Genomic DNA, 23,319 nt, shown 5'->3' with positions numbered 1-23,319 from the left:
AAAGTCGCAGCGCGGGCAATAGCTACATTATCATGCCGGTTTGCTCCCACACGTTGCCGTGCGCGAGCCATTCATTCATCCAGCGTCGACATGCGGCGTATCAGCAGGAGTTTCAACCGATGGCCGTGGTCAGTGTGAAGCAGGCTCTTTCCGGCAGGCTCGAAGCCGGCAACACGGTTACCGTGCGCGGCTGGGTGCGTACCCGGCGCGACTCCAAGGCCGGCCTGTCGTTCGTCAATATCACCGACGGCTCCTGCTTCGACCCGATTCAGGCGGTGGTGCCGGCAACGCTGGGCAATTACGAAAGCGAGGTGAAACACCTCACCGCCGGCGCTGGCGTGATCGTCACGGGAACTCTGGTGGCTTCGCAGGGCAAAGGGCAGAGTTTCGAGCTGCAGGCGGACGAAGTTACTGTCACCGGCTTCGTCGACGATCCGGAAACCTACCCGATCCAGCCCAAGCAGCACTCGATGGAATTCCTGCGCGAAGTCGCCCATCTGCGCCCACGCACCAATCTGTTTGGCGCGGTGACCCGCGTGCGCCATACCATGATGACAGCGATCCATCGCCATCTGACCGAGCAGGGCTTTTTCTGGATCAATACCCCGATCATCACTACCTCGGACGCCGAGGGTGCGGGCGACATGTTCCGGCTGTCGACGCTGGACCTGGCCAACCTGCCGCGCCTGCCCGACGGCAAGATCGACTTCCGCAAGGATTTCTTCGGTCGCGAAGCGTTCCTCACCGTATCCGGCCAGCTCAACGTTGAGGCCTATTGCCTGGCGATGAGCAAGGTTTACACCTTCGGCCCCACCTTCCGCGCAGAAAACTCCAACACCCCGCGCCATCTGGCCGAATTCTGGATGGTCGAACCGGAGATCGCGTTCGCCGACCTCACCGCCAACGCCGATTGCGCCGAGGGTTTCCTCAAGGCGATCTTCAAGGCGGTGCTGGATGAGCGCCCGGATGATATGGCGTTCTTCGCCGAGCGCGTGCAGAGCGACGCGATCACGCGCGTGGAGGCGTTCATCGCCCAACCGTTCGAGCGCATCGAGTACACCGACGCGATCGAGATCTTGAAGAAGTCGGGCGAAAAGTTCGAATACCCGGTGGCCTGGGGTATCGACCTGCAGACCGAGCACGAACGCTACCTGGCTGAAAAACATATCGGCCGGCCCGTGGTCGTCATGAACTACCCCGAAGCGATCAAGGCGTTCTACATGCGCTTGAACGACGATGAAAAAACCGTGGCGGCGATGGACGTGCTGGCGCCGGGCATTGGCGAAATCATCGGCGGCAGCCAGCGCGAAGAACGGCTGGACTACCTCGACCGGCGCATGGTCCAGTTCGGCCTGGACCCGGCAAGTTACGGCTGGTATCGCGACCTGCGTCGCTACGGCACGGTGCCACACGCCGGCTTCGGCCTAGGCTTCGAGCGTCTGCTGGTGTACATCTGCGGCCTTGCCAATATCCGCGACGCCATCCCTTACCCGCGTGCCGCCGGCACCGCTGAATTCTGAGTACCGTCAACCTCATGTCGTTTCGTCGCCTCGCCACCATCGCCGCACTGTCCATGAGCCTGCTGCTGGGTGGCTGTCGTACGGCCCAGTCCCTGCTGCCGCCCAACTTTCGCGCTCCTGCGCAAAATACCGGCGACTCACTGAAACTGGCGCAACTGCAGCTGATGCAGGCCAGTCCATGCTGCAGCAGCTTCGCCGACTTTTCCTTCCGCAGCACCTTGCCGTGGGAGCCGCAAAAGTTCGTGCTGGGCAACGGCAGTATGGTTGCCAACCTGAATGGCACGCAGAGTTACTTTCTCGCTTTCCGGCTTCCAACCAGCGTGAAACTGCCATACCGGGTGGCCGTGAAGTCCGAGTTGAATGGCCGCTGGCTGCATGCCAGCTACCTGTTCGCGCCAACCATCGTATTGCTCGACGAAGCGTTCCAGCCGATCCGCTCCGAAGACATTGGTTTGTGCGAGCACATGGGCTGGAGCGACGACACCAGCGGCGCCTTCGGCAGCATGAAGATCGAAGACCCGAAGGCGCGCTATTTGCTGGTTTACAGTTCCGCCGAACAGCAAGCCGGCAAGACCTATTGGGAGCAGTCGCCCGCATCCATCTCCACCTCCACTGCCGCCTCTTTGCAGATGAGCTCCGCCGGAAGTTTCAGCATTCCGCACGGGCCGGACGGCTCCTTGTGGGTTGGCCTGATGAACAACACCTACGAAAACGCGCTCGACAACGCGATTTGCAAGAAAGCCGCCAAGGGTGACGGCGTGTTGAACACATTGCGCACCGTACTGCCCTTGCCCTGGAGTAGCAAAAGCACGGACAACACCGGCAGCCCGCACGGAAGCACGCCGTGATCATCCTCTACCTCGCCCTGCTGGCCTGCGGCGTCAGCTTGTTCGTGCTGTCCTATGTGGCACCGTTTCGCGTCGCCAAACTTTTGCGTCAACGCTATCCGCAACACTGGCAAGTCATTGCGGAAGCGGGGCAAGGCAAGCTTTCCGGATTTCGCATCTGGGCCAGCATGCAGCAGGTGCTGCGTTCGCCTGCGCTCCCTGCGCTGGGTGATGCAGCGATCACCCGCTGGCAGTGGATCTGGCGTTACAGCCAGTGGCTGGGCTGGGCCTGCTGGCTCGGGGCGCTGGCGATGCGCCTGTTGCTGCACTGAACTGTCGAGGAAACAACCATGCAACTTGATCTGAATGGTCGCCACGCACTGGTCTGCGGTGCCTCGCAAGGTATCGGTCGCGCCAGTGCCATCGAGCTGGCCGAACTGGGCGCAAATATCACCTTGCTCGCGCGTTCGTCGGACAAGCTCAAAAAAGTTGTCGAGCAACTCCCGCGAAAGCATGCCGGGCAGCAGCACCAGTGGCGCAGCGTGGACATGCTGGACACGGCCGCCCTGCACAGCACGGCGGTGGACATTGCCGCTACGTCTGCCGTGCACATCCTGATCAACAATAGCGGCGGCCCACCGGGCGGCCCCGCCAGCAGTGCAGAACCCGCGGCCTTCGAGACCGCCTTTCGTCAGCACCTGCTGGCCGGCCAGACATTGCTGCAGGCCTTGCTTCCCGGCATGCGTGCCAGCGGCTACGGTCGACTCGTCAACGTGATCTCCACTTCGGTGAAAGAACCCATCGTCGGTCTGGGCGTGTCCAACACCGTGCGCGCCGCTGTAGCTGGCTGGGCCAAGACCTTGGCCACTGAACTGGCTGCCGACGGCATCACGGTCAACAACGTGCTGCCCGGCTACACCCGCACCGATCGTCTGGACAGCCTGCTGAGCGCAAAGGCGACTGCCAGTGGCCAGAGTGAGGATGAAGTCGCGCAAGGCGTGATCGCCACCATCCCGGCAGGCCGCTTCGGCGAGGCCAGTGAAGTGGCGGCCGTCATCGCGTTCCTGTGCACTCCGGCGGCGGCCTACGTCAACGGTGTCAGCATTGCCGTGGATGGCGGTCGTACCCGTGCACTGAGTTAACGCCAAGGCATGCTGTGCAACGCACACGCATACGCCGCCGTCCGGTGCAATTGCCGCGCGCTGGTTCTAAACTCGAACAGATGCCTATTCCGCGCCTAGCCAATTTGATCGATGGTCGCCAGCAGGCGTCGCTTGGCGACAGGTGGCTCGATGTCCATGAGCCCGCCACCGGCACGGTCTTCACGCACTGTCCCGATTCCGTCGCAAGCGATGTCGTCGCCGCCATCGAAGCGGCCAGTCGCGCAGCAGCCGGCTGGGCCAGCACGCCACTCGAGCAACGCGCACAGTGCCTGTATCGGCTGGCCGACCTGATCGAAGCCAGCCTGGAGGCATTCGCAGCGCTGGAGTCACGTGACAGCGGCAAGCCGTTGAGCCTGGCGCGCCGACTCGACATTCCGCGCGCCGTCAGCAACCTGCGCTATTTCGCCGCCGCCATCACCGGTTGGGGTAGCGAATCGCATGCGATGGAAACGGGCATTCCCGGCGCCGGTGCGATCAACTACACCTTGCGCCAGCCGCTCGGCGTGGTCGGCTGCATCAGTCCTTGGAACCTGCCGCTCTATCTGTTCACCTGGAAGATCGCGCCGGCGCTGGCCAGTGGCAACGCGGTGGTAGCCAAACCGTCGGAGGTCACCCCGTGCACCGCTGCCCTGCTCGGCGAGTTGAGCATCGAGGCCGGCTTTCCACCTGGCGTGCTGAACATCGTGCATGGGAGGGGTCTCGAGGTCGGCCAGGCAATCGTCGAACACCCCGCAGTGAAAGCCGTCTCGTTCACCGGCAGCACGGCTACCGGCGCACGCATTGCCAGCCTTGCCGCGGCACAGTTCAAGAAACTGTCGCTGGAAATGGGCGGAAAAAATCCGGCGATCGTGTTCGCCGATGCCGACCTTTCCGACGCCAATCTCGACACCATCGTGCGCTCGGGCTTTGCCAACCAGGGCGAAATCTGTCTGTGCGGCTCACGCCTGCTGGTGCAGAAGTCCATCTATGACAGCTTCCGCCAGCGCTACCTGGCCAAGGTGCAGGAACTGCGTGTGGGGGACCCGAACGACTCCAGCAGCGACCTCGGCGCAATGGTCTCGAAGGTCCATTACGACAAGGTGCTCGGCTGCATCGAGCAAGCCCGCAACGAAGGCGGCCGCATACTTTGCGGTGGCGCAGCCATCACCCTGCCCGGACGTTGCGCCGGCGGCTGGTTCATCGCACCAACGGTGATCGAAGGACTGCCCTCTGCGGCACTGACCAACCAGCAGGAAATCTTCGGCCCGGTGGTCTGCCTGATTCCGTTCGAAGACGAGGCGGAGGCGTTGACGATCGCCAACGACAGTCGCTATGGCCTGGCCGCATCGCTGTGGACGCAGGACCTGTCACGCGCACACCGCATGGCTGCTCAGCTTGAATTCGGCATCGTCTGGATCAACTGCTGGCTGCTGCGTGATCTGCGCACGCCGTTCGGTGGCGTCAAACAATCCGGCGTCGGTCGCGAAGGTGGCAGCGAAGCCCTGCACTTCTTTACCGAACCGAAAAACATCTGCATCGCCTACGGCGCATCTTCCACACACCCGTGAAGACGCGCCGGCCCGAACCCATGGAGCCGAAGATGAATTCACTGAAGGATCTGCTCGACAACAACCGACGCTGGGCCGATCAGGTTACCGCGCAGGACCCGACCTTTTTCGAGCAACTGTCGCAGCAACAGGCGCCGCGTTACTTGTGGATCGGCTGTTCGGATTCGCGCGTGCCGGCGACGCAGATCGTCGACCTGCCGCCGGGCGAGATCTTCGTGCATCGCAACGTGGCCAACGTCGTCGTACACACCGACCTCAACGCGCTCAGCACCATCCAGTTCGCCGTCGATGTATTGCAGGTAAAGCACATCCTGGTGGTCGGTCATTACGGCTGCGGCGGCGTGGGCGCGGTATTGAAAGAAAGCCGGCTCGGACTGATCGACAACTGGTTGCGACATATCACGGACATCGCGATGAAACATGCCGACAAGCTCGACCCGGCACAGTCGTTCGCAATGCGCCATGCGCACCTTTGTGAACTGAACGCGCTGGAACAGGCACTCAATGTCTGCCACACCACCGTGGTGCGCGAAGCGTGGGAACGCGGCCAGCAACTGGCCGTACACGCATGGATCTATGGTTTGGACAACGGCCATATCCACGATCTTGGCCTCGACGTACGCAGTCGCGAGCAATTGCCCGATGCGTATAACAGTGCCGTACTTGAACTGACCCGACGCTGGGGTCGCGAAGCATGAGCGGCGAAGGCATCCGCACCAACGCAGCGCCCGCTCCGGTCGGCGCCTATCCACATGCGCGGCGCGTGGGCAACCTGCTGTTTCTGTCTGGCGTGGGTCCCCGCCAACCTGGCAGCAACGCGATCCCCGGGAACGTGCACGACGCCGATGGCAAGCTCATCGGCTACGACATCGAGGCGCAATGTCGGCAGGTATTCGCCAACGTCCGCGCCGTGCTCGAAGCCAGCGGCGCCGGCTGGGGCGATCTCGTCGACGTGACGGTTTTTCTTACCGACATGGAACGCGACTTTGCGACCTACAACCGTTTGTATGCGGAGTACTTCACTGGCGTGGATGCCTGCCGCACCACCGTGGGCATCGCGGCCTTGCCGACGCCTATCGCGATCGAACTGAAGTGCGTGGCGGCACGCCCCATCGGGTCGCACTGAGTCACGCCGCACCTCACCCCTGCCAGCGCCTCTCCATTCATTGCCCATAGAAAACCCCGCCAGTTCGCACTGGCGGGGTTTTTGCTCAAGACAACATAATCAACCTGCGGGCGTGGACGCCGGCGCGGCAGCAGCCGCAGCTTTCTTCGCAGCCCTGTGGTGCGCCTTGTGGTGTGCCTTGTGGTGCCGGGCAGTCTTCAGCGCAGGAGCGGCGGCAGGAGCGGTTGCGGGGGTTGCAGCAGCGACGGGAGCAACTGGCGCCGTCGGCGCGGACGCCTGAGCCAGCACGGAACCGGAGAGTGCAACGCCAGCCACCAACAGGGAGGCGATCAGAAGTTTACGCATCATGATGTCGAACCTCGGACGATGAATATCGCGAACCCGGCCGGAACCCGGCAACTCGAGTGGCGCGACGAGCCGACAATGCGACTGCAAGCGGATACCGCGGCTGAACGAAAAACACCGCTCCCCGCTTCGTACGTCGAAAGAATCTTGACATCGCCAATCGTCGATTTGTAACCGAAACATATTACGTCTCGAGCTACCGTCGGACCGTCACTTCGTTGCACGGAAACCGCTGATAATGCGGCAACACCGCTTGCTTAACACAGTCAAGCCAGACAAATTTCCAGCAACTGCTGGATCAGCGCCTGCACCGGGGGCGCACGTACTTCGTCGTACTCAAAGCTGCTCTCATCCATGTAATTGAGCTGGGCCAATTCCAGCTGCACGGCCTGCACGCCAGCGGCAGTTGCGCCGTAATGACGGGTGATATAGCCGCCTTTGAAGCGACCGTTGACCGCAAAGCTGAAGCGCGATTGCGACGCCAGGCAAGCCTGCAGACGTTCCTGCAAGGCCGCGTCACAACTTGTTCCAGTGGCCGTGCCCAGGTTGAAGTCCGGCAAGCGTCCTTCGAACAGCATGGGCACCTCGCTGCGGATGGAATGCCCCTCCCACAAAATTGCCCGGCCGTGCTCAGCTTGCAGTCGCGCAAGTTCCTGTGCCAAAGCCTCGTGATAAGGGCGCCAGTACGTGTTTATCCGGCGTTGAACTTCTTCCCGATCCGGCTCCTGTCCATCACGATACAAAGGTTCGCCGTCGAATCCGATGGTGGAAACCAGGCCCGTCTCGCGCTGACCCGGATACAGCGCGTGGCCATCGGCGGGGCGATTCAGGTCAATCACGTAGCGCGACGCCAGCGGCTTGAGCACGCTTGCGCCCAGCGCCTGTGCCAACGGCTCATACAGCCGCGACACATGCCAATCGGTATCGGGCGAACGCTGCGCGGCGAGATGCATGGACGCGGCAATCCCGGCAGGAATGAAGCTGCCATCGTGCGGCAAACTGATCAACAGCGGCGCATGGCCGCGCTGCAAGGTGAAAGTAGTCATCGCTTCATTGTACTACTCGACCCGACGCGGACTTCCGCGCAAAACGATGCAAGCCATCACCGCCACCAGCGCGATGGCAGCCCAACGGTACTTGCCGCACGGATGATTCAAGGGCAGGCTTGAGCCATCTTCATTACGAGAAGCGACCATGTCGAGTCGGATGTTCTCCTGCATGGCCGCGCTGGCAATCTGCACCCTGGCCGTCTTGGTCGCTTCGGCAGCCGCGACAGATTTCAGCCCGACCGCCACCGACATGTTTCGCGAACTGCATCGCCAACCCAACGATCTCGCTCGCTACACATACGTGCTGCAGATGACACCAAAACTTCCCGTTGCCGACCAGCAATTGGGACTGCAGATGCTCGCTACCGTCGAAAACGAATTGGGCCTGTACAACGAAGCACTGCTCGACTTTCCTTTGAAAAGGCATGTGCCGCCTGCCGCCAATTCGCCACAGCCGGCCGCATGGGTGGCCGAAGATGCCGTCGAGGTGATCACCAAGCTGGCCGCCAACCGCCGCCTCGTCATGGTCAACGAGGCGCATCACGACGCGCATACGCGCCTGCTGACCCTGGCCTTGCTGCCGCGCCTGCGCGCACTCGGTTTCAATTACTTCGCCGCCGAGGCCTTGTCCGCTAAAGACAAGGAGCTGATGCAGCGCGGCTATCCCGTCCAGTCCAGTGGCACGGAATACCTGCATGAACCCACTTATGGCGATATCGTGCGGACCGCGATCAAGCTAGGTTTCACCGTGATCGCTTATGAGGCGGACGCCGATTCGCAGAGTGACCGGGAGTCTGGCCAGGCCAGGAATCTTTACGAAAAAACTTTCGCCAGAGACCCTCACGCCAAACTGTTCGTGCACGCCGGCTACGCGCACATCGACAAAGCCAAGGGACGACTCGGCAATGTGGAGCCCATGGCGATGTATCTGCAGCAGTTGAGCGGCATCGAACCACTGTCGATCGATCAGACCGCCATTCGCGAGCAGATTCCCCCCGAACAAGACATCTACCACCAACTGGTAACGTCGTTCCCATCGCATGGCCCGATCGTGCTGATCAACCGTGCCACCGGCAAACCATGGAGTGCCAGCCCAAACGCCCATGACGCCACCGTACTACTGCCTCCGGCAGCCGCCGGCGTGGTGGAAGGTGGCTTGTTCCGAAAGCCACTGATCGTGCGCTCAGCAGATCGTGACCATCTCATGTTGCCAACGGCCACCATCAAGCAACGACCGAACTGGCTGATGCGAGAAGGCGAACGTCGCTCCTGGCCGATCAGCGCGCGGATGTGCAGAACCAGCTTTCCCTGTGTCGTCGACGCTATCCGCGCCGATGAGTCCGAAGATGCGATTGCTGCCGATCGTTACGCCTTCACGGGGAGCGATGTCGTCTCGCGCCTTTATCTACCGATGGGCCGCTATCGTTTGCGCGCGTCGAATGCGCAAGGCAAGACCATCACCGAGCAGACCATCACGGTCGAAAAGCCCTGACGCCAATTCTTCTGATCAACAGGAGCCGCCAGTCCGCCGCGATGGCAGTCACTTGCGGCTTTTGAATTACGCATGTAGTCTTAACTGAAACTACAAGCGTAATCCATGGAGACCGCAGCATGTCCAAGTCACTCCCGCCGATCAGTGAGGCCGAAAGCCGGGTGATGGACGTGCTGTGGCGCAAGTCGCCGCAGAGTTCCGAAGACATCGTGGCGGCCCTGCAACAGGACAGCAACTGGCACGAGAAAACCATTCGTACGCTGCTGAACCGCTTGCTGGGCAAGGGCGCAGCCGCTGCCGAAAAGGACGGGCGCCGCTACCTCTACTCGCCCACCCTGACGCGTGAACAGTGGCAGTCACAGGAAAGCCGTAACCTGCTTGACCGGGTATTCGGCGGCCGGCTCTCGCCGCTGCTGGTGCATTTCAGTGCACACGAAAAGCTAAGCGCGAAGGACGTCGCCGAGCTGCGCAAGCTGCTCGACGCCATCGAGAAGAAGGGGCGTTGAAATGAATGCCACGCTGCTGCACTCCTTGCTGCTTACGACGCTGGCCATGACTTTTGTGCTGCTGGCGCGACGCCCCTTGCGGCAGCTGTTCGGCGCCCGCCCGGCATTCATGCTGTGGCTGCTGCCACCGCTGCTGGCCGTGTTGCCGTGGCTGCCTGCGTTGCCGGTTCAATGGGCAACCCTGCCCACCATGCCGGTCTTCGCCGGCAACATCGATGGCGCGACCGCGGCGCTTCATCACACCTCGCGCATGGCGTGGCTGGAGTCCGCCTGGCTGGCCGGGGCGACGGTCTGCCTGTTGCGACTTTTCGTGCAGCTCGTTCGTCTGCATCGACAAAGTCACCACCTGCCCGCAGCCATGCTCTCCGCGCTGCTGCAGGAACTGCAGACACTCGATTCATCGCGCCTGCGCCTGCACCCGGCTGGGCCTGCCCTGCTGCCGAGCGCACCACGCACACTGCTGTTGCTGCCAGCGGATTTCCTGCAGCGTTTCAGTGCCACCGAACGGCAATTGATCCTGCGCCATGAATTGACCCATTTGCGCCGCGGTGATGCGCTGTGGAACCTGCTGGCAGAGCTGGCCGCCGCCGCACTGTGGTTTCATCCCTTGATCTGGTTTGCACTGCCGCGCTTCCGGCTCGATCAGGAACTGGCCTGCGACGAACACCTGCTATGCCATGCGCCACAGGACGAAGCGGACTACGCCCACGTACTGATGCACAGTGCCGGCCATCCCGCCGCACCGACCTTGATTCCCTGGCTCAGCGAGCCACAACTGAAGGAGCGACTCACTATGATCCAGCGTCATCGTCCCGGCGCGCTGCGCCGTCGCATCGGTTACCTCGGACTGGCCGCGCTGATGGCCGGCAGCACGCTGGTTGCGCAGGCCAGTACCAAGCCGGCGCCAGACCAGTCTGCCGAATCTGACCTCACCTTCAACTCGAACTTGCAACCCAGCTATCCCGCTGCAGCCCTCAAGAACCACGAAGAAGGTACCGTCATCCTGCTTGTTCAAGTTCACATGGACGGCACCGTAGGCAGCATCACCTACGATCCGCAGCACAGCACCACCAAGTCCGCCGATTTGATTGCCGCCGCCAGCAACGCCGCCCGGCAGTGGCGCTTCAACCCACAAACGAAAAACGGCGTAGCGGTCGAAGGTTATGCACGCGTGCCGGTGAAATTCGCGCTAAGCCCATTACCCGCCAAGCCGCAGAACAGCCAAGGCGAGAAATCGAATTCGAAAAGCTGACGAATTGCTTGATTTGCATATGAATTATTGACTTGATAACCTCGACACATCCCACACCGAGGTTGTCTTGTGAGCTTGCAACCTGCTGCCCGACCTGCCCTGTCACGCCGCCCGCTGCATGGCGTTCGACGGGCCTTGTGGGTGCTCACGGCAACGGTCCTGACAGCCTGCTCCGGCAATCCTCACCGGCCCCAGCCTACCTACAGGACTTCCCATTCCACACTGGCCGACCTGCCGGCACGGGCGCCATCGGCTGCCACCGCCAGTGAGGCAAACGACATACTGTTCCGCGCCATCGGGCTGGTTGGCACACCGTATCGCTGGGGCGGCAACACGCCGGCCGGGGGGTTCGACTGCAGCGGACTGGTCGACTACATCTACCGCACCGCGACCGGCATCAAGCTGCCGCGCACCTCGCATGAAATGGCCGCCGTGGACGGCCAGAAAGTACGCAAGATGAACCAGCTGGCCAGCGGTGACCTGGTGTTCTTCGACATCGGCGGAGCGATCAGTCACGTCGGTGTATACGTGGGCAAGGGGCGATTTGTGCATGCGCCAAACAGCGGTGGCACCGTCAGGCTGGACGATATCGATGGACCTTACTGGGGCGATCACTTCGCTTACGGGCGACGGGTACTGAACTGAGGCGCGCGCACCGGCGCCGCCACTGGACCAAACAATGACGGCGCCCCAGGGCGCCGCCATTCGTTCCGCTTTCAGCCAGCGAATCAGTGCGCTTCGGCACCCGGCGCGTGGGCGTGCCGGTGCTCGACTTCCTCTTCGGTGGCATCGCGTACTTCGCCGATGGTCACGTCAAAATGCAGCGTCTTGCCGGCCATCGGGTGATTCAGGTCCACATCAATCGTGCTCATCCCGACCTTGTGCACGGTCACCGCGCGCTGACCACCTTCTTTAAGGCTCAACACGGTAGTCATGCCCGGCTTGAGGCGATTGGCCTGCGGGAAATACTTCTTCGACACACGCTGGATCTGGCCTTCCTCGCGCTCGCCGTAACCATCGGCAGCCGCAATGTCCACCGACAGCGTGTCACCGGCCTGGTGACCTTCAAGCGCCGTTTCCAGGCCAGGAATCAATTGACCGTGACCGAGGAGTATCCACAACTGTTCGTCGCGATCATGCGAGCTTTCCACCTTGTCGCCATCCACGGTCAACGTGTAATGGATTGCGATGACCTTGTCCTTGCCAGCCTTCATTGGGTGTCTCGTCGATGGGATCAAACCGCAGATTCTAGCAGCCCGGCGTACCTCGCATGGGAACCGGATCGCGGCCTTGCTGGCGCTCTCTTTGCGCCGGGCCGCGAACGGTCGCCGCTCACCCGCAACCTGCGCGGCACGCAGAATAGTGACGGCACTTCGGGTAGCTGTTCAGTTTCGCAGCAAGCTTTTCGTATGTTATCCCGCCAGATCAGCTATACTTCGCCCCGCGCTCATTTCTAACGAGCGTTGCGACACACCGTCGCCCCCTTCCCCTAAGTCTGCAACACGGTATGAACACTCCGGGTTGCTCAGGAGTGTTACATGTCCTTCGATTCGCTGGGCCTTGCGCCCGCGTTGTTGCGTGCGCTTGCCGATTACGGCTACACCAAACCCACCCCGATCCAGTCAGCGGCGATTCCGCCCGCGCTGGCAGGTCACGACCTGCTGGCCGCTGCCCAGACCGGCACTGGCAAAACCGCGGCGTTTGCGCTGCCGTTGCTGCAGAAGCTGTCCACCAGCGGCCAGACCATGACCCGCCGCCCGCGTGCGCTGATCCTTACGCCGACCCGCGAACTGGCTGCGCAGATCAACGAAAATATCCGCGACTACAGCAAGTTCATGCAGGTCAGTGCCACCACCATCTTCGGCGGCGTCAGCATGGGCCCGCAGATCAACGCGCTGCGTCGCGGCGTCGACATCGTCATCGCCACGCCCGGTCGCCTGATCGATCACATGCAGCAGCGCACGCTGGAACTTTCCGCGGTGGAAACGCTGATCCTCGATGAAGCCGACCGCATGCTCGACATGGGCTTCCTGCCTGCGTTGAAGCGCATCCTGCAGTCGGTGCCGAAAAAGCGTCAGACCTTGCTGTTCTCGGCCACCTTCGCACCGGCGATCAAGACGCTGGCGATGGAGTTCATGCATAACGCGAAGGAGATCTCGGTCTCCGCACCGAACACCGTCACCACCCTGGTCAGCCACCAGGTGCATCCGGTCGACGCGGCGCGCAAGCGCGATCTGCTGTTGCACGTGCTGTCGCAGGACAGCCGCCGTCAGGCGCTGGTGTTCAGCCGTACCAAGCATGGCGCCGACAAGCTGGTGACGTTCCTGAATGCTTCAGGCCTGCGCACCGCGGCGATCCACGGCAACAAGAGCCAGAACGCCCGTACCCGTGCCCTGAGCGATTTCAAAAGCGGCCGCATCACCGTGATGGTCGCCACTGACATCGCTGCTCGCGGCATCGACATCGAACAGTTGCCGATCGTGATCAACTTCGATCTGCCGTCGATTGCCGAAGACTATGTGCATCGCATTGGCCGCACCGGTCGTGCCGGCATGGAAGGCCTGGCACTGTCGCTGGTCAGCCACGATGAAAGCGGCCTGCTGTTCGATATCCGCAAGCTGCTCAAGCAGGACATCGCGATCACGCCAGTGGAAGGTTACGAGCCGTCGGCCCCGCTGCGTCTGGATGCCGGTGCGCCGCGCCCGAAACAGGGTGGTGGTGGCCAGCGTCAACAGCAGTCACGGGCCCCGCGTCAGGGCAAGCCGGCCGGTGCGGCACGACCGAGCGGTTATGCGCCACAGGGTGGTCGTGGCGAGCATGCCGCCGGTAACCAGCGCCGTCGATCGACTGCTCGTCCGGCCGCCAAGGCCTGAGTTTTTCGACAACGTGACAGCAGACGTGGCGGCCCTTGGGCCGCCACGTTCGTTTTGGAAGGCCTCAATCACTGCCGCAAATCTTCGCCGTGAGCACATGGTCCTGCCACTGTCCGGCGATTCGCAGATAGGCACGGGCCCAGCCTTCGCGCTCGAAGCCGAGGCGTTCAAGCAGCCGTGCGCTGCGTTCGTTGCGCGGCAGGTAGTTCGCCATCACCCGATGCAGACCCAACTCGCCAAACGCCCACGCCAACCCGGCTTCCAGCGCCTCGCGCATCAGGCCCTGACCCTGTTGATCGGCAGCCACGCCATAGCCGAGCAGGCAGGCCTGAAACGGACCGCGCATCACGTGGCTCAGCGTGAAGCTGGCAAGCAGGCGTGCTTCGTCGGGACTCAGCACCACGAAGGCATAACCACGATCAAGCCGCACCGCTTCCTGACCGTCGGCAATCGCCTTCAGGCAAGTTTCCAGGGTGTAATGGCTTTCCTCGCGCAAGGGTTCCCACGGCGCCAGATGGGCACGATTTTCCACACGAAAGCGCAGCAACTTCGCCGCATCGGACGCCACGGGCAAGCGGATGCGGGTGCGTTCGGTCAGCAATACGGCAGGCGCGTTCACCGCAAACCCAACGCCTTCGCGTGATGCTGCAGGTGATCGTCGATGAAGCTGCTGATGAACCAGTAACTATGGTCGTAGCCCGCGTGTCGGCGCAGCAACAGGGGCTGGCCAGCCTCGGTACAAGCCTGTTCGAACAGTTCCGGTTTCAGCTGCCCATCGAGGAAAGAGTCAGCTTCCCCCTGATCGATGAGGATGGTGCCGTCGAACGTCTGCCTGCGCACCAGTTCACACGCATCGTAGTCTGCCCACGCGGCCGGATTGTCACCGAGATAGCGCGGCAACGCCTTCTGTCCCCAAGGCACCTGGCTGGGCGCGACGATCGGCGCAAACGCCGACACCGAGCGGTAGCGACCGGGATGCCGCAACGCGATGGTCAGCGCTCCATGTCCACCCATCGAATGCCCGCAAATGGCGCTGCGCGAGCTGTCGACCGGGAAATTCGCGGCGATCAGCGCGGGCAATTCCTCGACCACATAGCGATGCATGTTGAAGCGCCCCGCATACGGCGCCTGCGTGGCATCGACGTAGAAACCGGCACCCTCACCAAATTCCCAGTCACCCGTCGCGGCAGCGATGCCGGTATCGCGCGGGCTGGTATCCGGCATCACCAACACCATGCCGTACTGCGCCGCCAGCCGTTGCGCACCGGCCTTGATGGTGGCGGTCTCCTCCGTGCAAGTAAGCCCGGCCAAGAAATACAACACCGGACAAGGCCCATTGGCCGCCTGCGGCGGTTGGTAAAGGGCAAACCGCATCGGGCCGGCGCAGGCCTCCGACTGATGCCGGTAGATGCCCTGCACGCCGCCATGCAGGCGCTGTTCGGAGATCGTTTCAAGCATGGTCATCGCGGGTTCCGGTTGCTCTATGGGTCAGATTCGAGGATACCCGGACAAGCCTGACTTTCACGCTCAGGCAGAACCGCCACGCGCACGCCTTGACACTGGTAGAATGGCCGACCCGCGCGTCGCATTCCCGGCGTTGCCTTCTGTATCCGAGGTATCCCCATGTCATCCCCTGATTCCGACAACGCCCCGGTACCGTCCGGTTTTGGCGCACTTGCGCTGCATCCCGACGTTATGCGCGCGTTGGCCGATGTCGGCTACGAGTCGCCCTCGCCGATCCAGGCCGCCACCATCCCGCCACTGATGGAAGGCCGCGATGTGCTCGGCCAGGCGCAAACCGGCACCGGCAAGACCGCCGCCTTTGCGCTGCCGATCCTTTCGCGCATGGACCTGAAGCCCGGCAAGCCGCAGGCGCTGGTGCTGGCACCCACGCGTGAACTGGCCATCCAGGTGGCCGAGGCGTTCCAGAAGTACGCCACCCACATGCGCGGCCTGCAGGTGCTGCCGATCTACGGTGGCCAGAGCTACGGCCCGCAGTTGCATTCGCTCAAGCGCGGCGTGCACGTCGTGGTCGGCACGCCCGGTCGCGTCATCGATCACCTGGACAAGGGTACGCTCGACCTGTCCGAGTTGAAGTATCTGGTGCTCGACGAAGCCGACGAAATGCTGCGCATGGGCTTCATCGACGACGTCGAAAAAGTGTTGCAGGCGACCCCGCCCGAACGCCAGGTCGCGTTGTTCTCGGCGACCATGCCGTCGGTGATCCGCAAGATCGCGCAGCGCCATCTGAAGGACCCGGTCGAAGTCACCATCAAGAGCACCACCACCACCGCGCCGAACATTCGCCAGCGCTACTGGTTTGTCAGCGGCATGCACAAGCTCGATGCGTTGACCCGCATCCTCGAAGCCGAACCGTTCGACGCGATGATCATTTTCGCGCGTACCAAGCTTGCAACTGAGGAGCTGGCTGGCAAGCTGCAGGCCCGCGGTCTGGCTGCTGCGGCGATCAATGGCGATATCGCCCAGCCGCAGCGTGAGCGCGTCATCCAGCAGTTGAAAGATGGCAAGCTCGACATTCTGGTTGCCACCGACGTCGCCGCGCGCGGCCTCGACGTGGAACGCATCAGCCACGTATTCAACTACGACATTCCGTACGACACCGAAAGCTATGTGCACCGTATCGGCCGCACTGGCCGTGCCGGTCGCCACGGTGAAGCGATCCTGTTCGTCAGCCCGCGCGAGCGCGGCATGCTGGGCGCCATCGAGCGCGCCACCCGCCAGCCGATCGAGCAGATGCAGTTGCCGTCGGTCGACGTGGTCAACGACGTGCGTATCGGCAAGTTCAAGCAACGCATCAGCGACACGCTGGCGCAAGGCAGCCTGGGCGAATTCCAGAAGCTGATCGAGCAGTACGAGCAGGAACACAACGTACCGGCGATCGAGATCGCCGCCGCGCTCGCGCGCATTGCCCAAGGCGAACAGCCGCTGCTGTTGGCACCGGCGCCGAAGCGCGAGAAATACGAACCGGCAACGCGCGAGCGCGTTGAACGCGCAGCACCGCGCGAGCGCACCAGTAGTGAGCGCCGCCCGCCACAGGCGCGCGACGCTGCTGCGGCTCAGCAGCCGGCACGTGAATCACGCCCCAGTGAACATCGTCCCCGCGAACACGCCGCGCATGAGAGTGCCCCGCCGCGCGAATTCGGTAATCGACCCGTTCGCGCGCACGCCACCGAAGAAGGCAAGCGCACCTACCGAGTCGAAGTTGGCCACGAGCATGGCGTGAAGCCGGGCAACATCATCGGCGCCATCGCCAACGAAGCCGGATTGGAAAGCCAGTTCATCGGTCGCCTCAGCATTCGCGATCACTACAGCCTGATCGATTTGCCCGACGGCATGCCGAAGGAAGTGTTCGAGCACCTGAAGAAAGTGTGGGTGGTGCAGCAGCAGTTGCGCATCCATGAGTGGGACGGCAGCGACACCGGTACCAGCACACCGCCATCGCACAAGCCGGGCGGCTTCAAGAAGCCCGGTAGTTTCAAGCCGCGTCCCACTGGCGACAAGCCACCACGGCGCAAGTAACCGTAGCGCGTCGCGCCGCTCGATAAGCGACGGCGCGACCACGTAACATCGGCGGGGTCATCGCTATCGCGAACCCGCCGCATGTCCAGCAGCCACGCCGAACATCCAACACCCAACGGTTCCGAGCCGCGCCTTGACGGGCTGCCGCCGCCTGCCGTGCTGCAACTGCAGGCGGCCGCCAGAGCGATTCGCGACGGTGCCGAGCCAGCAGCGCGGCAGGCCCTGGCGGGCGTGCTTGCGCTGGTGCCAGAGCATCCCGAAGCGCTGCGTCTTTACGGCATTCTGCACACCCGTGCTCAACGCCATGACGAAGCACGGGTCTGCCTGCAGCGCGCGCTGGCACAATGGCCGGACTACGCACTGGCGCATTCCGATCTGGCTGGCGTACAGCACGCTCGCGGTGACATGGAAGCGGCATTCGCCTGCTGGCGACGTGCGTGCGCGCTGGCACCGGCCGCACCGATGCCCTGGTTCAACCTGGGTCGCAACCTGCAGTTGCATGGCGACACCACGGCCGCGATCGAAGCCTTGCAGCAAGCCCACATGCTCGCACCGGATTTCCTGCCGGCCTTGATCCTGCTCGGCGATGCCCTGGTCCACGCCGGTCGTTTCGATGAAGCCGATGCACGCTACCGCGCCGCGTTGGCGCTGTATCCGGCCTGCGGGGATGCCTGGCGCGGCTTGGCGAACATGAAGACACGCCCGCTATCCGACGCCGATCGTGAACAGTTGAGCGTGGCATGGCGCCAGCCCGCCATCACACCTACCGACCGCATTGCGATGGGCTTTGCGCTGGGCAAGGTCTGCGAAGACCAGGGCCGCTACGGCGAAGCCTTCGACGCGCTCAACCGCGCCAACTCCGAATTGCGCGAACTCAGGCCGTGGCAGGCTGCGGCTTTCCATGCGCATGCGGACGCCTTGCTGGTCGCGTCCCGGCAACTGCCTTCAGCCATCGATCTGAAACTTGGTCACGAGGTGATCTTCATCGTCGGTTTGCCACGTTCCGGCTCGACCCTGTTCGAACAGATTCTCGCCGCACACTCCCACGTGGAAGGTGCCAGCGAACTGAGCGAACTGGAACAGGTGCTCGGCGAAGAATCCCGCCGCCGCCAGCAATCCCTGTTGCAGTGGATCGGCGCCGCCGATGCAGCGGACTGGCAACGCTTTGGCCAGCGTTACCTGACGCTCACCGCACGCTGGCGTCGACACAAGCCGCGGCACACCGACAAACTGCCATCGAACTGGCTGCTGACCGGCGTACTTGGCGCCATGTTGCCAGGCGCGCGAATCATCGACGCCCGCCGCGATGCGCTGGAAGCCGGCTGGTCCTGTTACAAGCAGCAGTTCTATCGATTGCCGCATTTCGCCTGCACGCTGACCGACATCGCCGCGTATATCCGCGACTACGAACGCGTGATGGGCGTGTGGCAGTCCGCCGAACCCCAACGCATCCGTATCCAGCACTACGAAGCGCTACTGGCCGCGCCGGAAGACGAGATTCGTGCGCTGCTGGCGTTCTGTGCCCTGCCGTTCGAGCCGAGCTGCCTCGACTACCACCGCGCATCGCGCAGCGTACGCACGGCCAGTGCCGCGCAGGTGCGCCAGCCACTGCGCCGGGATACGGCGCGCGCCGGTCACTACGGCGCCCTGCTCGATCCCCTGCGCTTCGGATTGGGTCTGCCGAAATTCGGCTGACGGCGACCGTATCGTGCGCCGCCGGCGACACAGCGTTTCCCCCAGCGCCGCCGCAAAGTGCGCCGCCAGCCACCAGCATGAGGGCTGAGGATTCAACGAGACCCTATAGCCATGAACCACATGCCCAGCCTGTACATCTCACACGGCTCGCCCATGACCGCGTTGCAGCCCGCTCTTACCGGCGAGCGTCTGGCCGAATTGGCCGCCGCGCTGCCACGACCTGAGGCAATCGTGATAGCCAGCGCGCACTGGTTGTCGCATCAGCCGCTGGTGGGCGCCGCACAGACACCGGAGACCATCCACGACTTCGGCGGCTTTCCCGAGCCACTCTATGCGCTGCGCTATCCATCGCCCGGTGCACCCGCGCTGGCCAGGCAGGTCGCTGCCTTGCTGGACTCCGCCAGCCTGACCCCTTCACTCGACCCACGGTGCGGACTCGACCACGGTGCATGGGTGCCGCTTCGACTGCTTTATCCGGAGGCCGACATTCCGGTGGTGCCGATATCGATCCAGCCGGAACGGGGTCCGGCGCACCACTACGCGCTGGGTCGGGCACTGGCGCCACTGCGCGAGCAGCATGTGCTGGTTATCGGCTCGGGCAGCATCACGCATAACTTGCACGACTTCCGCGCGGGCTACAGCGACCAACGACCGGCGCCGTACGTGCGCCCGTTCATCGAATGGATCGAGCGCAAACTTGCCGCCGGCGACACCGACGCGCTGCTCGACTATCGACGCCAGGCGCCGTTCGCCAGTCGCGCCCATCCCACTGACGAGCACCTGCTCCCGCTATTCGTGGCGTTGGGAGCGGCCGGTGCAGACATCCGTGCGCAACGGATCGATGCCGGTATCGACCAGGGCCTTCTGGCGATGGATATTTACCGCTTCGACTGAGGTGCCCGGGAGTTGGCTCCTGCACATCCGCCACGATCCCATTGATCCGCGCCGTCGCATGGTTCAACTCAGGTGTGGAGGCTGATGGCCCTGATCACGCTGCGAAGCCTTTGCTTCAGCTCACAGAATTCGGATGATGACAAACCAGGGCGGGTATCAAGCGCTCTGCGGCAACGGCGGCTCGCTGGCGTGCGAGGGATCAAGCCAGTCTTCCGGCGTCAACACCGCCAGACCATGCGCCAGCCGGGCCTTGTCGCACTGCGGACTGATTGCGCCAAACTCCCACGACGGCTGCACTTCCCGACACACCGACGGCCGTTGCGGATAGATACCGCAATGCGCCGCCTCGCCCACCACGCCTTGCAGTGCTACGCAACGTATCTTTGCGGCATTCGTGCCACGCATGGCCAGCCGATGAGGGTCGAGCTTTTCGGTCAACTCGGGAGGCACGTTGCCGCCAAGAAAAGCTTCGGCTTCCGACCAATGGAAGGCCACGCGGAAGAACGCGCAGCAGGCACCGCAACGCAAACAGGGGTGATCCATCGAGTCGACCGATACGCGCCCCGTGGCACGCAGGGAACGGATTCTAGAGCGCAAACCGCCGGTTGTGCAGTGGGAAAAGACACTCCTCGTTGCACAACCGGCGGAAAGATGGAAAGCACTCAGCCCGGATCGCGTACCGGTCTGCTCAGGGCTCGCCGGCGAAGGTATCGCACTGAGCCATCTCGCCACTGGCGAAGCCGGTCTTGAACCACTTCACGCGCTGCGCCGAGGTGCCGTGAGTGAACGTGTCCGGACGCACGCGGCCCTGCGCCTGCTGCTGCAAAGTGTCATCACCGATGTGGCTGGCGGCGTTCAGCGCCGACTCGATATCACCGGGCTGCAGCCAGTTCAGGTCTTTCTGGCTGTGGTTGGCCCACACCCCTGCGTAGCAGTCTGCCTGCAGTTCCTGCCGCACTGACAGGCCATCGGCACCGTCCATCGGCGCGCCGCGACGGCGTGCCTGATCCACCTTGTCGAATACGCCGGTGAGTTTCTGCACGTGGTGTCCCACTTCGTGCGCAATGACGTAGGCACGGGCGAAATCACCGGAGGAGTGCAATTCGTCCTGCAGTTGCTGGAAGAACGCCACGTCCAGATAGACCTTCTGGTCACCGGGACAATAGAACGGGCCCACCGCCGTACTGGCGCTGCCGCAGGCGGTGTTCACGCCACCGCTGAACAAGTGCAGCTTGGGTTCGATATAGGTCGCCCCATGCGCCTTGAATATCTCGCCCCAGGTCTGCTCGGTCGAATGCAGTACTGCACTGACGAAGTCTTTTTGCTCGGGATCGACCTGCGCGGGCACGCTTGCCTGGCTGGGCGCACCGACCTGGCCACCTTGATCGAGCAGCGCCAGCGGATTCTTGAAGAAGATCCAGCCAATCAGCGCGAGCACCACAATGGTGCCCAGACCCATGCCGCGACCGCCACCGAAACGCATGCCGCCGCCACCGCCACCACTGCCGCTGTCGACCTCGACGTTGTTGCTGCTGCCACCTTTTCGCCAATCCATAAATCCCCCGCCGAGTGGTTGTCCCAATGTTCCGTTGCGAAGATAGCGCGCAGCCCCGAATCGCGCCATGCCGATAAACACCGTTAAAGTAGGCCACCCTTCGTGAGGATTTCAGCATGACCCATCTGCCCGCCCTGGTAACCCTGCTCACCGTGCTGTTGATGTTCGGTACCGGCTGGCTCGTGGGTAGTGCCCGTGGCAAGTATCAGATCAAGGCGCCTGCGGTGACTGGCCATCCCGCGTTCGAGCGCGCCTATCGAGTGCAGATGAACACCCTGGAGCAGGCCGTGCTGTTCCTGCCCACGCTGTGGCTGGCCGCCAATTTTGGCTTCAGCGGTTGGGCCGGTATCGCCGGACTGGTCTGGCTGGTCGGCCGGGTATGGTACGCGGTCGCTTATCTGAAGGACCCCGCCAAGCGCGGCCCGGGCTTCGGCCTGGCGATGCTCAGTTGGGTCGCCCTGCTGATCATGGCCGGCATCGGCGTGGCCCGCGCGATGATGGTCGGCTGAACCCGGGGTATGCCGACGCCAGAGCACACGCCTGAGCACCGCCGGTCAGCCAGCCACAGCAAAACGATTGCACCCACTCCCGCCGCCCACGACGTTAACGGCGAGTCACCACCGAGTCTGCGCAGTGCCGCAGGCATCATCGCCGGCTACTTCGCGTTGCAGTTTCTCGTCGGGGCGGTGGCGGCACTGGGCGTCATCATCACTGCGCTGCTCGACCACCACGGGATGACCGAGGGTGCCATCAGCAGCACCCTCGCACAGCCCCACATGCAGGCATGGCTGGCGGTCGCCTCACTCGGTTTCGCTGCGCCCGTGACGCTATGGCTGGCCCATCGGCAGTGGCGATCCCACTGGGCGCAGGGACAGCCCCCCGGGTTGGGCTTTGTTGCACCCACCACTGCCTGGTTCTTCCTGCCCGCCATCGCCATCGGGCTGGCGCTGCCGTGGCTCGGTTCCGTGCTGACCGAATGGCTCGCGCGCGGACAAACGGTCAGCCAGGACATCCAGCAGATTGGCAGCCAGACGCCACTGGCACCGCGCGTGCTACTGGCATTGGTGGTGGTTTGCGTGGGGCCAGTCGTCGAGGAACTGTTATTCCGCGGCGTCTTGCTGTCGGCATTGCTGCGGCGCTGGCGCGCCGGCTGGGCGGTGGCGCTCACCTCACTGGTGTTCGCGCTGATTCATCTGCCGGGACTGGATTACCAGTGGTATGCCTTGCCGGCCCTGCTGCTGCTGGCCGTCTTGCTGGCGATCCTGCGGTTGCGCTCCGGTTCGATCTGGCCTGCCGTGCTGGCACACGCCACCAACAATCTGGTGGCGGTCGCGAGCTGGTTCGTGGCGATCAAGGCGCTGGGCTGATTCCGCCACGCCGCAGCAGGCGCGCCGTCTCGAACAATGGCAGGCCCATCACCCCGGAATAGCTGCCGGCCAGATGTTCGATCATCGCCGCGGCGCGACCCTGGATCGCGTACGCGCCGGCCTTGCCGAACGGCTCGCCGGTTGCCACGTAAGCTTCGATCGCCGCTTCGTCGAGCTCGGTAAAACGTACCTGCGACTGGCATGCCTCGCTGAATTCCTCACTTCGACTGAGCAGCCACAGCGTGGAGATCACCGTATGCGTGCGGCCGGCCAGTCGCTGCAACATCGCCGCGGCGTCCGCCGCATCACGCGGCTTGCCGAACACCTCGTCATCCAGCACGACTTCGGTGTCAGCACCGAGCACCCACACCTGCGCCGCATCACCCAGCGACGCCAGGCCCGCTCGCGCCTTGTCGCGCGCCACCCGACTCACATAATCCTGCGGCGCTTCACCTGGCTCGCGCTGCTCTGGCACGTCGACATCGACCACGGCGAATGCGACGCCGAGCTGTTCCAGCAATTGGCGACGGCGCGGGGATTGCGAGGCGAGATAGAGCATGCCGATTCC

At 63.3% G+C, this 23,319-nt stretch carries 25 protein-coding genes; 17 read left to right on the top strand and 8 right to left on the bottom strand.

The window, feature by feature from the left end:
- The first annotated feature begins 119 nt into the window (after positions 1-119).
- From asnS to PY254_RS08115, 7 genes are all read left to right on the top strand, one after another.
- Positions 120-1,520 (top strand): asparagine--tRNA ligase, encoded by a 1,401-nt coding sequence (gene asnS / locus PY254_RS08145; protein WP_281014960.1) that lies wholly within the window; start codon positions 120-122, stop codon positions 1,518-1,520.
- A 14-nt stretch (positions 1,521-1,534) separates the two neighbouring features.
- Positions 1,535-2,368: a MalM family protein gene (locus tag PY254_RS08140; protein ID WP_281014959.1), complete on the top strand. Its 834-nt coding sequence runs from the start codon at positions 1,535-1,537 to the stop codon at positions 2,366-2,368.
- Entirely contained in the window at positions 2,365-2,679 is a 315-nt protein-coding gene (locus tag PY254_RS08135; RefSeq protein ID WP_281014958.1) for a hypothetical protein, read from the top strand. Before PY254_RS08140 ends, PY254_RS08135 begins: the two co-directional genes overlap by 4 nt.
- An 18-nt stretch (positions 2,680-2,697) precedes the next feature.
- On the top strand, positions 2,698-3,489 hold the full coding sequence (locus tag PY254_RS08130; RefSeq protein WP_281014957.1) for an SDR family oxidoreductase: 792 nt from the start codon (positions 2,698-2,700) through the stop codon (positions 3,487-3,489).
- An 80-nt stretch (positions 3,490-3,569) separates the two neighbouring features.
- Positions 3,570-5,057 carry an aldehyde dehydrogenase gene (locus tag PY254_RS08125; protein ID WP_281014956.1) on the top strand — a complete coding sequence of 496 codons (1,488 nt, stop codon included), beginning with the start codon at positions 3,570-3,572 and terminating at the stop codon, positions 5,055-5,057.
- Between the two features lie 32 nt (positions 5,058-5,089).
- The gene (gene can, locus PY254_RS08120; protein WP_281014955.1) at positions 5,090-5,755 is read left to right on the top strand and encodes a carbonate dehydratase; all 666 of its coding nucleotides are present in this window, start codon (positions 5,090-5,092) and stop codon (positions 5,753-5,755) included.
- The gene (locus PY254_RS08115) at positions 5,752-6,183 is read left to right on the top strand and encodes a RidA family protein (protein ID WP_281014954.1); all 432 of its coding nucleotides are present in this window, start codon (positions 5,752-5,754) and stop codon (positions 6,181-6,183) included. Before can ends, PY254_RS08115 begins: the two co-directional genes overlap by 4 nt.
- Before the next feature lie 611 nt (positions 6,184-6,794).
- Here PY254_RS08115 and hutG read toward each other — a convergent pair.
- Together hutG and PY254_RS08105 are read right to left on the bottom strand one after the other, a co-directional pair.
- On the bottom strand, positions 6,795-7,574 hold the full coding sequence (gene hutG, locus PY254_RS08110) for an N-formylglutamate deformylase (RefSeq protein WP_281014953.1): 780 nt from the start codon (positions 7,572-7,574) through the stop codon (positions 6,795-6,797).
- 12 nt (positions 7,575-7,586) lie between these two features.
- The gene (locus PY254_RS08105; RefSeq protein ID WP_281014952.1) at positions 7,587-7,829 is read right to left on the bottom strand and encodes a hypothetical protein; all 243 of its coding nucleotides are present in this window, start codon (positions 7,827-7,829) and stop codon (positions 7,587-7,589) included.
- On the opposite strand from PY254_RS08105, the gene PY254_RS08100 reads away from it, so the two are divergent.
- The 4 genes from PY254_RS08100 to PY254_RS08085 all read left to right on the top strand — a co-directional run bounded on the left by PY254_RS08100 (position 7,828) and on the right by PY254_RS08085 (position 11,472).
- Positions 7,828-9,069, top strand: coding sequence for a hypothetical protein (locus PY254_RS08100; RefSeq protein WP_281014951.1), 1,242 nt, complete (start codon positions 7,828-7,830; stop codon positions 9,067-9,069). The two genes, PY254_RS08105 and PY254_RS08100, sit on opposite strands and share 2 nt — an antisense overlap.
- Before the next feature lie 119 nt (positions 9,070-9,188).
- Entirely contained in the window at positions 9,189-9,575 is a 387-nt protein-coding gene (locus PY254_RS08095) for a BlaI/MecI/CopY family transcriptional regulator (RefSeq protein ID WP_281014950.1), read from the top strand.
- Position 9,576: 1 nt separating this feature from the next.
- A complete protein-coding gene (locus PY254_RS08090; protein WP_281014948.1) occupies positions 9,577-10,827 on the top strand; it encodes a M56 family metallopeptidase in 1,251 nt (416 codons plus the stop codon).
- Positions 10,828-10,986: 159 nt separating this feature from the next.
- Positions 10,987-11,472, top strand: a complete 486-nt coding sequence (locus tag PY254_RS08085) for a C40 family peptidase (protein ID WP_281015184.1) — start codon at positions 10,987-10,989, stop codon at positions 11,470-11,472.
- Between the two features lie 83 nt (positions 11,473-11,555).
- On the opposite strand, the gene PY254_RS08080 is transcribed toward PY254_RS08085, so the two are convergent.
- The gene (locus PY254_RS08080) at positions 11,556-12,041 is read right to left on the bottom strand and encodes an FKBP-type peptidyl-prolyl cis-trans isomerase (RefSeq protein ID WP_281014947.1); all 486 of its coding nucleotides are present in this window, start codon (positions 12,039-12,041) and stop codon (positions 11,556-11,558) included.
- A 324-nt stretch (positions 12,042-12,365) separates the two neighbouring features.
- On the opposite strand from PY254_RS08080, the gene PY254_RS08075 reads away from it, so the two are divergent.
- Positions 12,366-13,700: a DEAD/DEAH box helicase gene (locus tag PY254_RS08075; protein WP_281014946.1), complete on the top strand. Its 1,335-nt coding sequence runs from the start codon at positions 12,366-12,368 to the stop codon at positions 13,698-13,700.
- 64 nt (positions 13,701-13,764) lie between these two features.
- Here PY254_RS08075 and PY254_RS08070 read toward each other — a convergent pair whose 3' ends face one another.
- Together PY254_RS08070 and fghA are read right to left on the bottom strand one after the other, a co-directional pair.
- Positions 13,765-14,319, bottom strand: coding sequence for a GNAT family N-acetyltransferase (locus tag PY254_RS08070; RefSeq protein WP_281014945.1), 555 nt, complete (start codon positions 14,317-14,319; stop codon positions 13,765-13,767).
- Positions 14,316-15,164, bottom strand: a complete 849-nt coding sequence (gene fghA, locus PY254_RS08065) for an S-formylglutathione hydrolase (RefSeq protein WP_281014944.1) — start codon at positions 15,162-15,164, stop codon at positions 14,316-14,318. Before fghA ends, PY254_RS08070 begins: the two co-directional genes overlap by 4 nt.
- Before the next feature lie 159 nt (positions 15,165-15,323).
- Between fghA and PY254_RS08060 the strand changes: the two genes are divergently transcribed.
- From PY254_RS08060 to PY254_RS08050, 3 genes are all read left to right on the top strand, one after another.
- Positions 15,324-17,240 carry a DEAD/DEAH box helicase gene (locus PY254_RS08060; protein WP_281014943.1) on the top strand — a complete coding sequence of 639 codons (1,917 nt, stop codon included), beginning with the start codon at positions 15,324-15,326 and terminating at the stop codon, positions 17,238-17,240.
- An 81-nt stretch (positions 17,241-17,321) separates the two neighbouring features.
- Positions 17,322-18,935, top strand: coding sequence for a tetratricopeptide repeat-containing sulfotransferase family protein (locus PY254_RS08055; RefSeq protein WP_281014942.1), 1,614 nt, complete (start codon positions 17,322-17,324; stop codon positions 18,933-18,935).
- Between the two features lie 111 nt (positions 18,936-19,046).
- A complete protein-coding gene (locus PY254_RS08050; RefSeq protein WP_281014941.1) occupies positions 19,047-19,829 on the top strand; it encodes a dioxygenase family protein in 783 nt (260 codons plus the stop codon).
- A 156-nt stretch (positions 19,830-19,985) separates the two neighbouring features.
- Here PY254_RS08050 and PY254_RS08045 read toward each other — a convergent pair whose 3' ends face one another.
- Entirely contained in the window at positions 19,986-20,372 is a 387-nt protein-coding gene (locus tag PY254_RS08045; RefSeq protein WP_281014940.1) for a YkgJ family cysteine cluster protein, read from the bottom strand.
- Positions 20,373-20,517: 145 nt separating this feature from the next.
- Positions 20,518-21,384 (bottom strand): KPN_02809 family neutral zinc metallopeptidase, encoded by an 867-nt coding sequence (locus PY254_RS08040; protein WP_281014939.1) that lies wholly within the window; start codon positions 21,382-21,384, stop codon positions 20,518-20,520.
- A gap of 116 nt (positions 21,385-21,500) precedes the next feature.
- Here PY254_RS08040 and PY254_RS08035 point away from each other — a divergent pair, with 116 nt between their 5' ends.
- Together PY254_RS08035 and PY254_RS08030 are read left to right on the top strand one after the other, a co-directional pair.
- Positions 21,501-21,893 carry an MAPEG family protein gene (locus PY254_RS08035; protein ID WP_281014938.1) on the top strand — a complete coding sequence of 131 codons (393 nt, stop codon included), beginning with the start codon at positions 21,501-21,503 and terminating at the stop codon, positions 21,891-21,893.
- 9 nt (positions 21,894-21,902) lie between these two features.
- Positions 21,903-22,751, top strand: coding sequence for a CPBP family intramembrane glutamic endopeptidase (locus PY254_RS08030; protein WP_281014937.1), 849 nt, complete (start codon positions 21,903-21,905; stop codon positions 22,749-22,751).
- Here the strand turns inward: PY254_RS08030 and PY254_RS08025 are convergent.
- Entirely contained in the window at positions 22,735-23,310 is a 576-nt protein-coding gene (locus PY254_RS08025) for a Maf family protein (RefSeq protein ID WP_281014936.1), read from the bottom strand. The genes PY254_RS08030 and PY254_RS08025 overlap by 17 nt on opposite strands.
- Positions 23,311-23,319 lie beyond the last annotated feature (9 nt).

It is taken from the genome of Rhodanobacter sp. AS-Z3 (assembly GCF_029224025.1).
Classification (GTDB): Bacteria; Pseudomonadota; Gammaproteobacteria; order Xanthomonadales; family Rhodanobacteraceae; genus Rhodanobacter.
This window is presented reverse-complemented; position numbering and strand designations above follow the sequence as displayed.

Bases quoted from the DNA above. Each gene is read 5' to 3' on its own strand.
- asnS (WP_281014960.1), top strand. From the start codon at position 120: ATGGCCGTGGTCAGTGTGAAGCAGGCTCTTTCCGGCAGGCTCGAAGCC.
- PY254_RS08140 (WP_281014959.1), top strand. From the start codon at position 1,535: ATGTCGTTTCGTCGCCTCGCCACCATCGCCGCACTGTCCATGAGCCTG.
- PY254_RS08130 (WP_281014957.1), top strand. From the start codon at position 2,698: ATGCAACTTGATCTGAATGGTCGCCACGCACTGGTCTGCGGTGCCTCG.
- PY254_RS08125 (WP_281014956.1), top strand. From the start codon at position 3,570: ATGCCTATTCCGCGCCTAGCCAATTTGATCGATGGTCGCCAGCAGGCG.
- can (WP_281014955.1), top strand. From the start codon at position 5,090: ATGAATTCACTGAAGGATCTGCTCGACAACAACCGACGCTGGGCCGAT.
- PY254_RS08115 (WP_281014954.1), top strand. From the start codon at position 5,752: ATGAGCGGCGAAGGCATCCGCACCAACGCAGCGCCCGCTCCGGTCGGC.
- hutG (WP_281014953.1), bottom strand. From the start codon at position 7,574: ATGACTACTTTCACCTTGCAGCGCGGCCATGCGCCGCTGTTGATCAGT.
- PY254_RS08100 (WP_281014951.1), top strand. From the start codon at position 7,828: ATGTTTCGCGAACTGCATCGCCAACCCAACGATCTCGCTCGCTACACA.
- PY254_RS08105 (WP_281014952.1), bottom strand. From the start codon at position 7,829: ATGTCGGTGGCGGTCGGGCTGAAATCTGTCGCGGCTGCCGAAGCGACC.
- PY254_RS08095 (WP_281014950.1), top strand. From the start codon at position 9,189: ATGTCCAAGTCACTCCCGCCGATCAGTGAGGCCGAAAGCCGGGTGATG.
- PY254_RS08090 (WP_281014948.1), top strand. From the start codon at position 9,577: ATGAATGCCACGCTGCTGCACTCCTTGCTGCTTACGACGCTGGCCATG.
- PY254_RS08080 (WP_281014947.1), bottom strand. From the start codon at position 12,041: ATGAAGGCTGGCAAGGACAAGGTCATCGCAATCCATTACACGTTGACC.
- PY254_RS08075 (WP_281014946.1), top strand. From the start codon at position 12,366: ATGTCCTTCGATTCGCTGGGCCTTGCGCCCGCGTTGTTGCGTGCGCTT.
- fghA (WP_281014944.1), bottom strand. From the start codon at position 15,164: ATGACCATGCTTGAAACGATCTCCGAACAGCGCCTGCATGGCGGCGTG.
- PY254_RS08060 (WP_281014943.1), top strand. From the start codon at position 15,324: ATGTCATCCCCTGATTCCGACAACGCCCCGGTACCGTCCGGTTTTGGC.
- PY254_RS08055 (WP_281014942.1), top strand. From the start codon at position 17,322: ATGTCCAGCAGCCACGCCGAACATCCAACACCCAACGGTTCCGAGCCG.
- PY254_RS08050 (WP_281014941.1), top strand. From the start codon at position 19,047: ATGAACCACATGCCCAGCCTGTACATCTCACACGGCTCGCCCATGACC.
- PY254_RS08045 (WP_281014940.1), bottom strand. From the start codon at position 20,372: ATGGATCACCCCTGTTTGCGTTGCGGTGCCTGCTGCGCGTTCTTCCGC.
- PY254_RS08040 (WP_281014939.1), bottom strand. From the start codon at position 21,384: ATGGATTGGCGAAAAGGTGGCAGCAGCAACAACGTCGAGGTCGACAGC.
- PY254_RS08035 (WP_281014938.1), top strand. From the start codon at position 21,501: ATGACCCATCTGCCCGCCCTGGTAACCCTGCTCACCGTGCTGTTGATG.
- PY254_RS08030 (WP_281014937.1), top strand. From the start codon at position 21,903: ATGCCGACGCCAGAGCACACGCCTGAGCACCGCCGGTCAGCCAGCCAC.
- PY254_RS08025 (WP_281014936.1), bottom strand. From the start codon at position 23,310: ATGCTCTATCTCGCCTCGCAATCCCCGCGCCGTCGCCAATTGCTGGAA.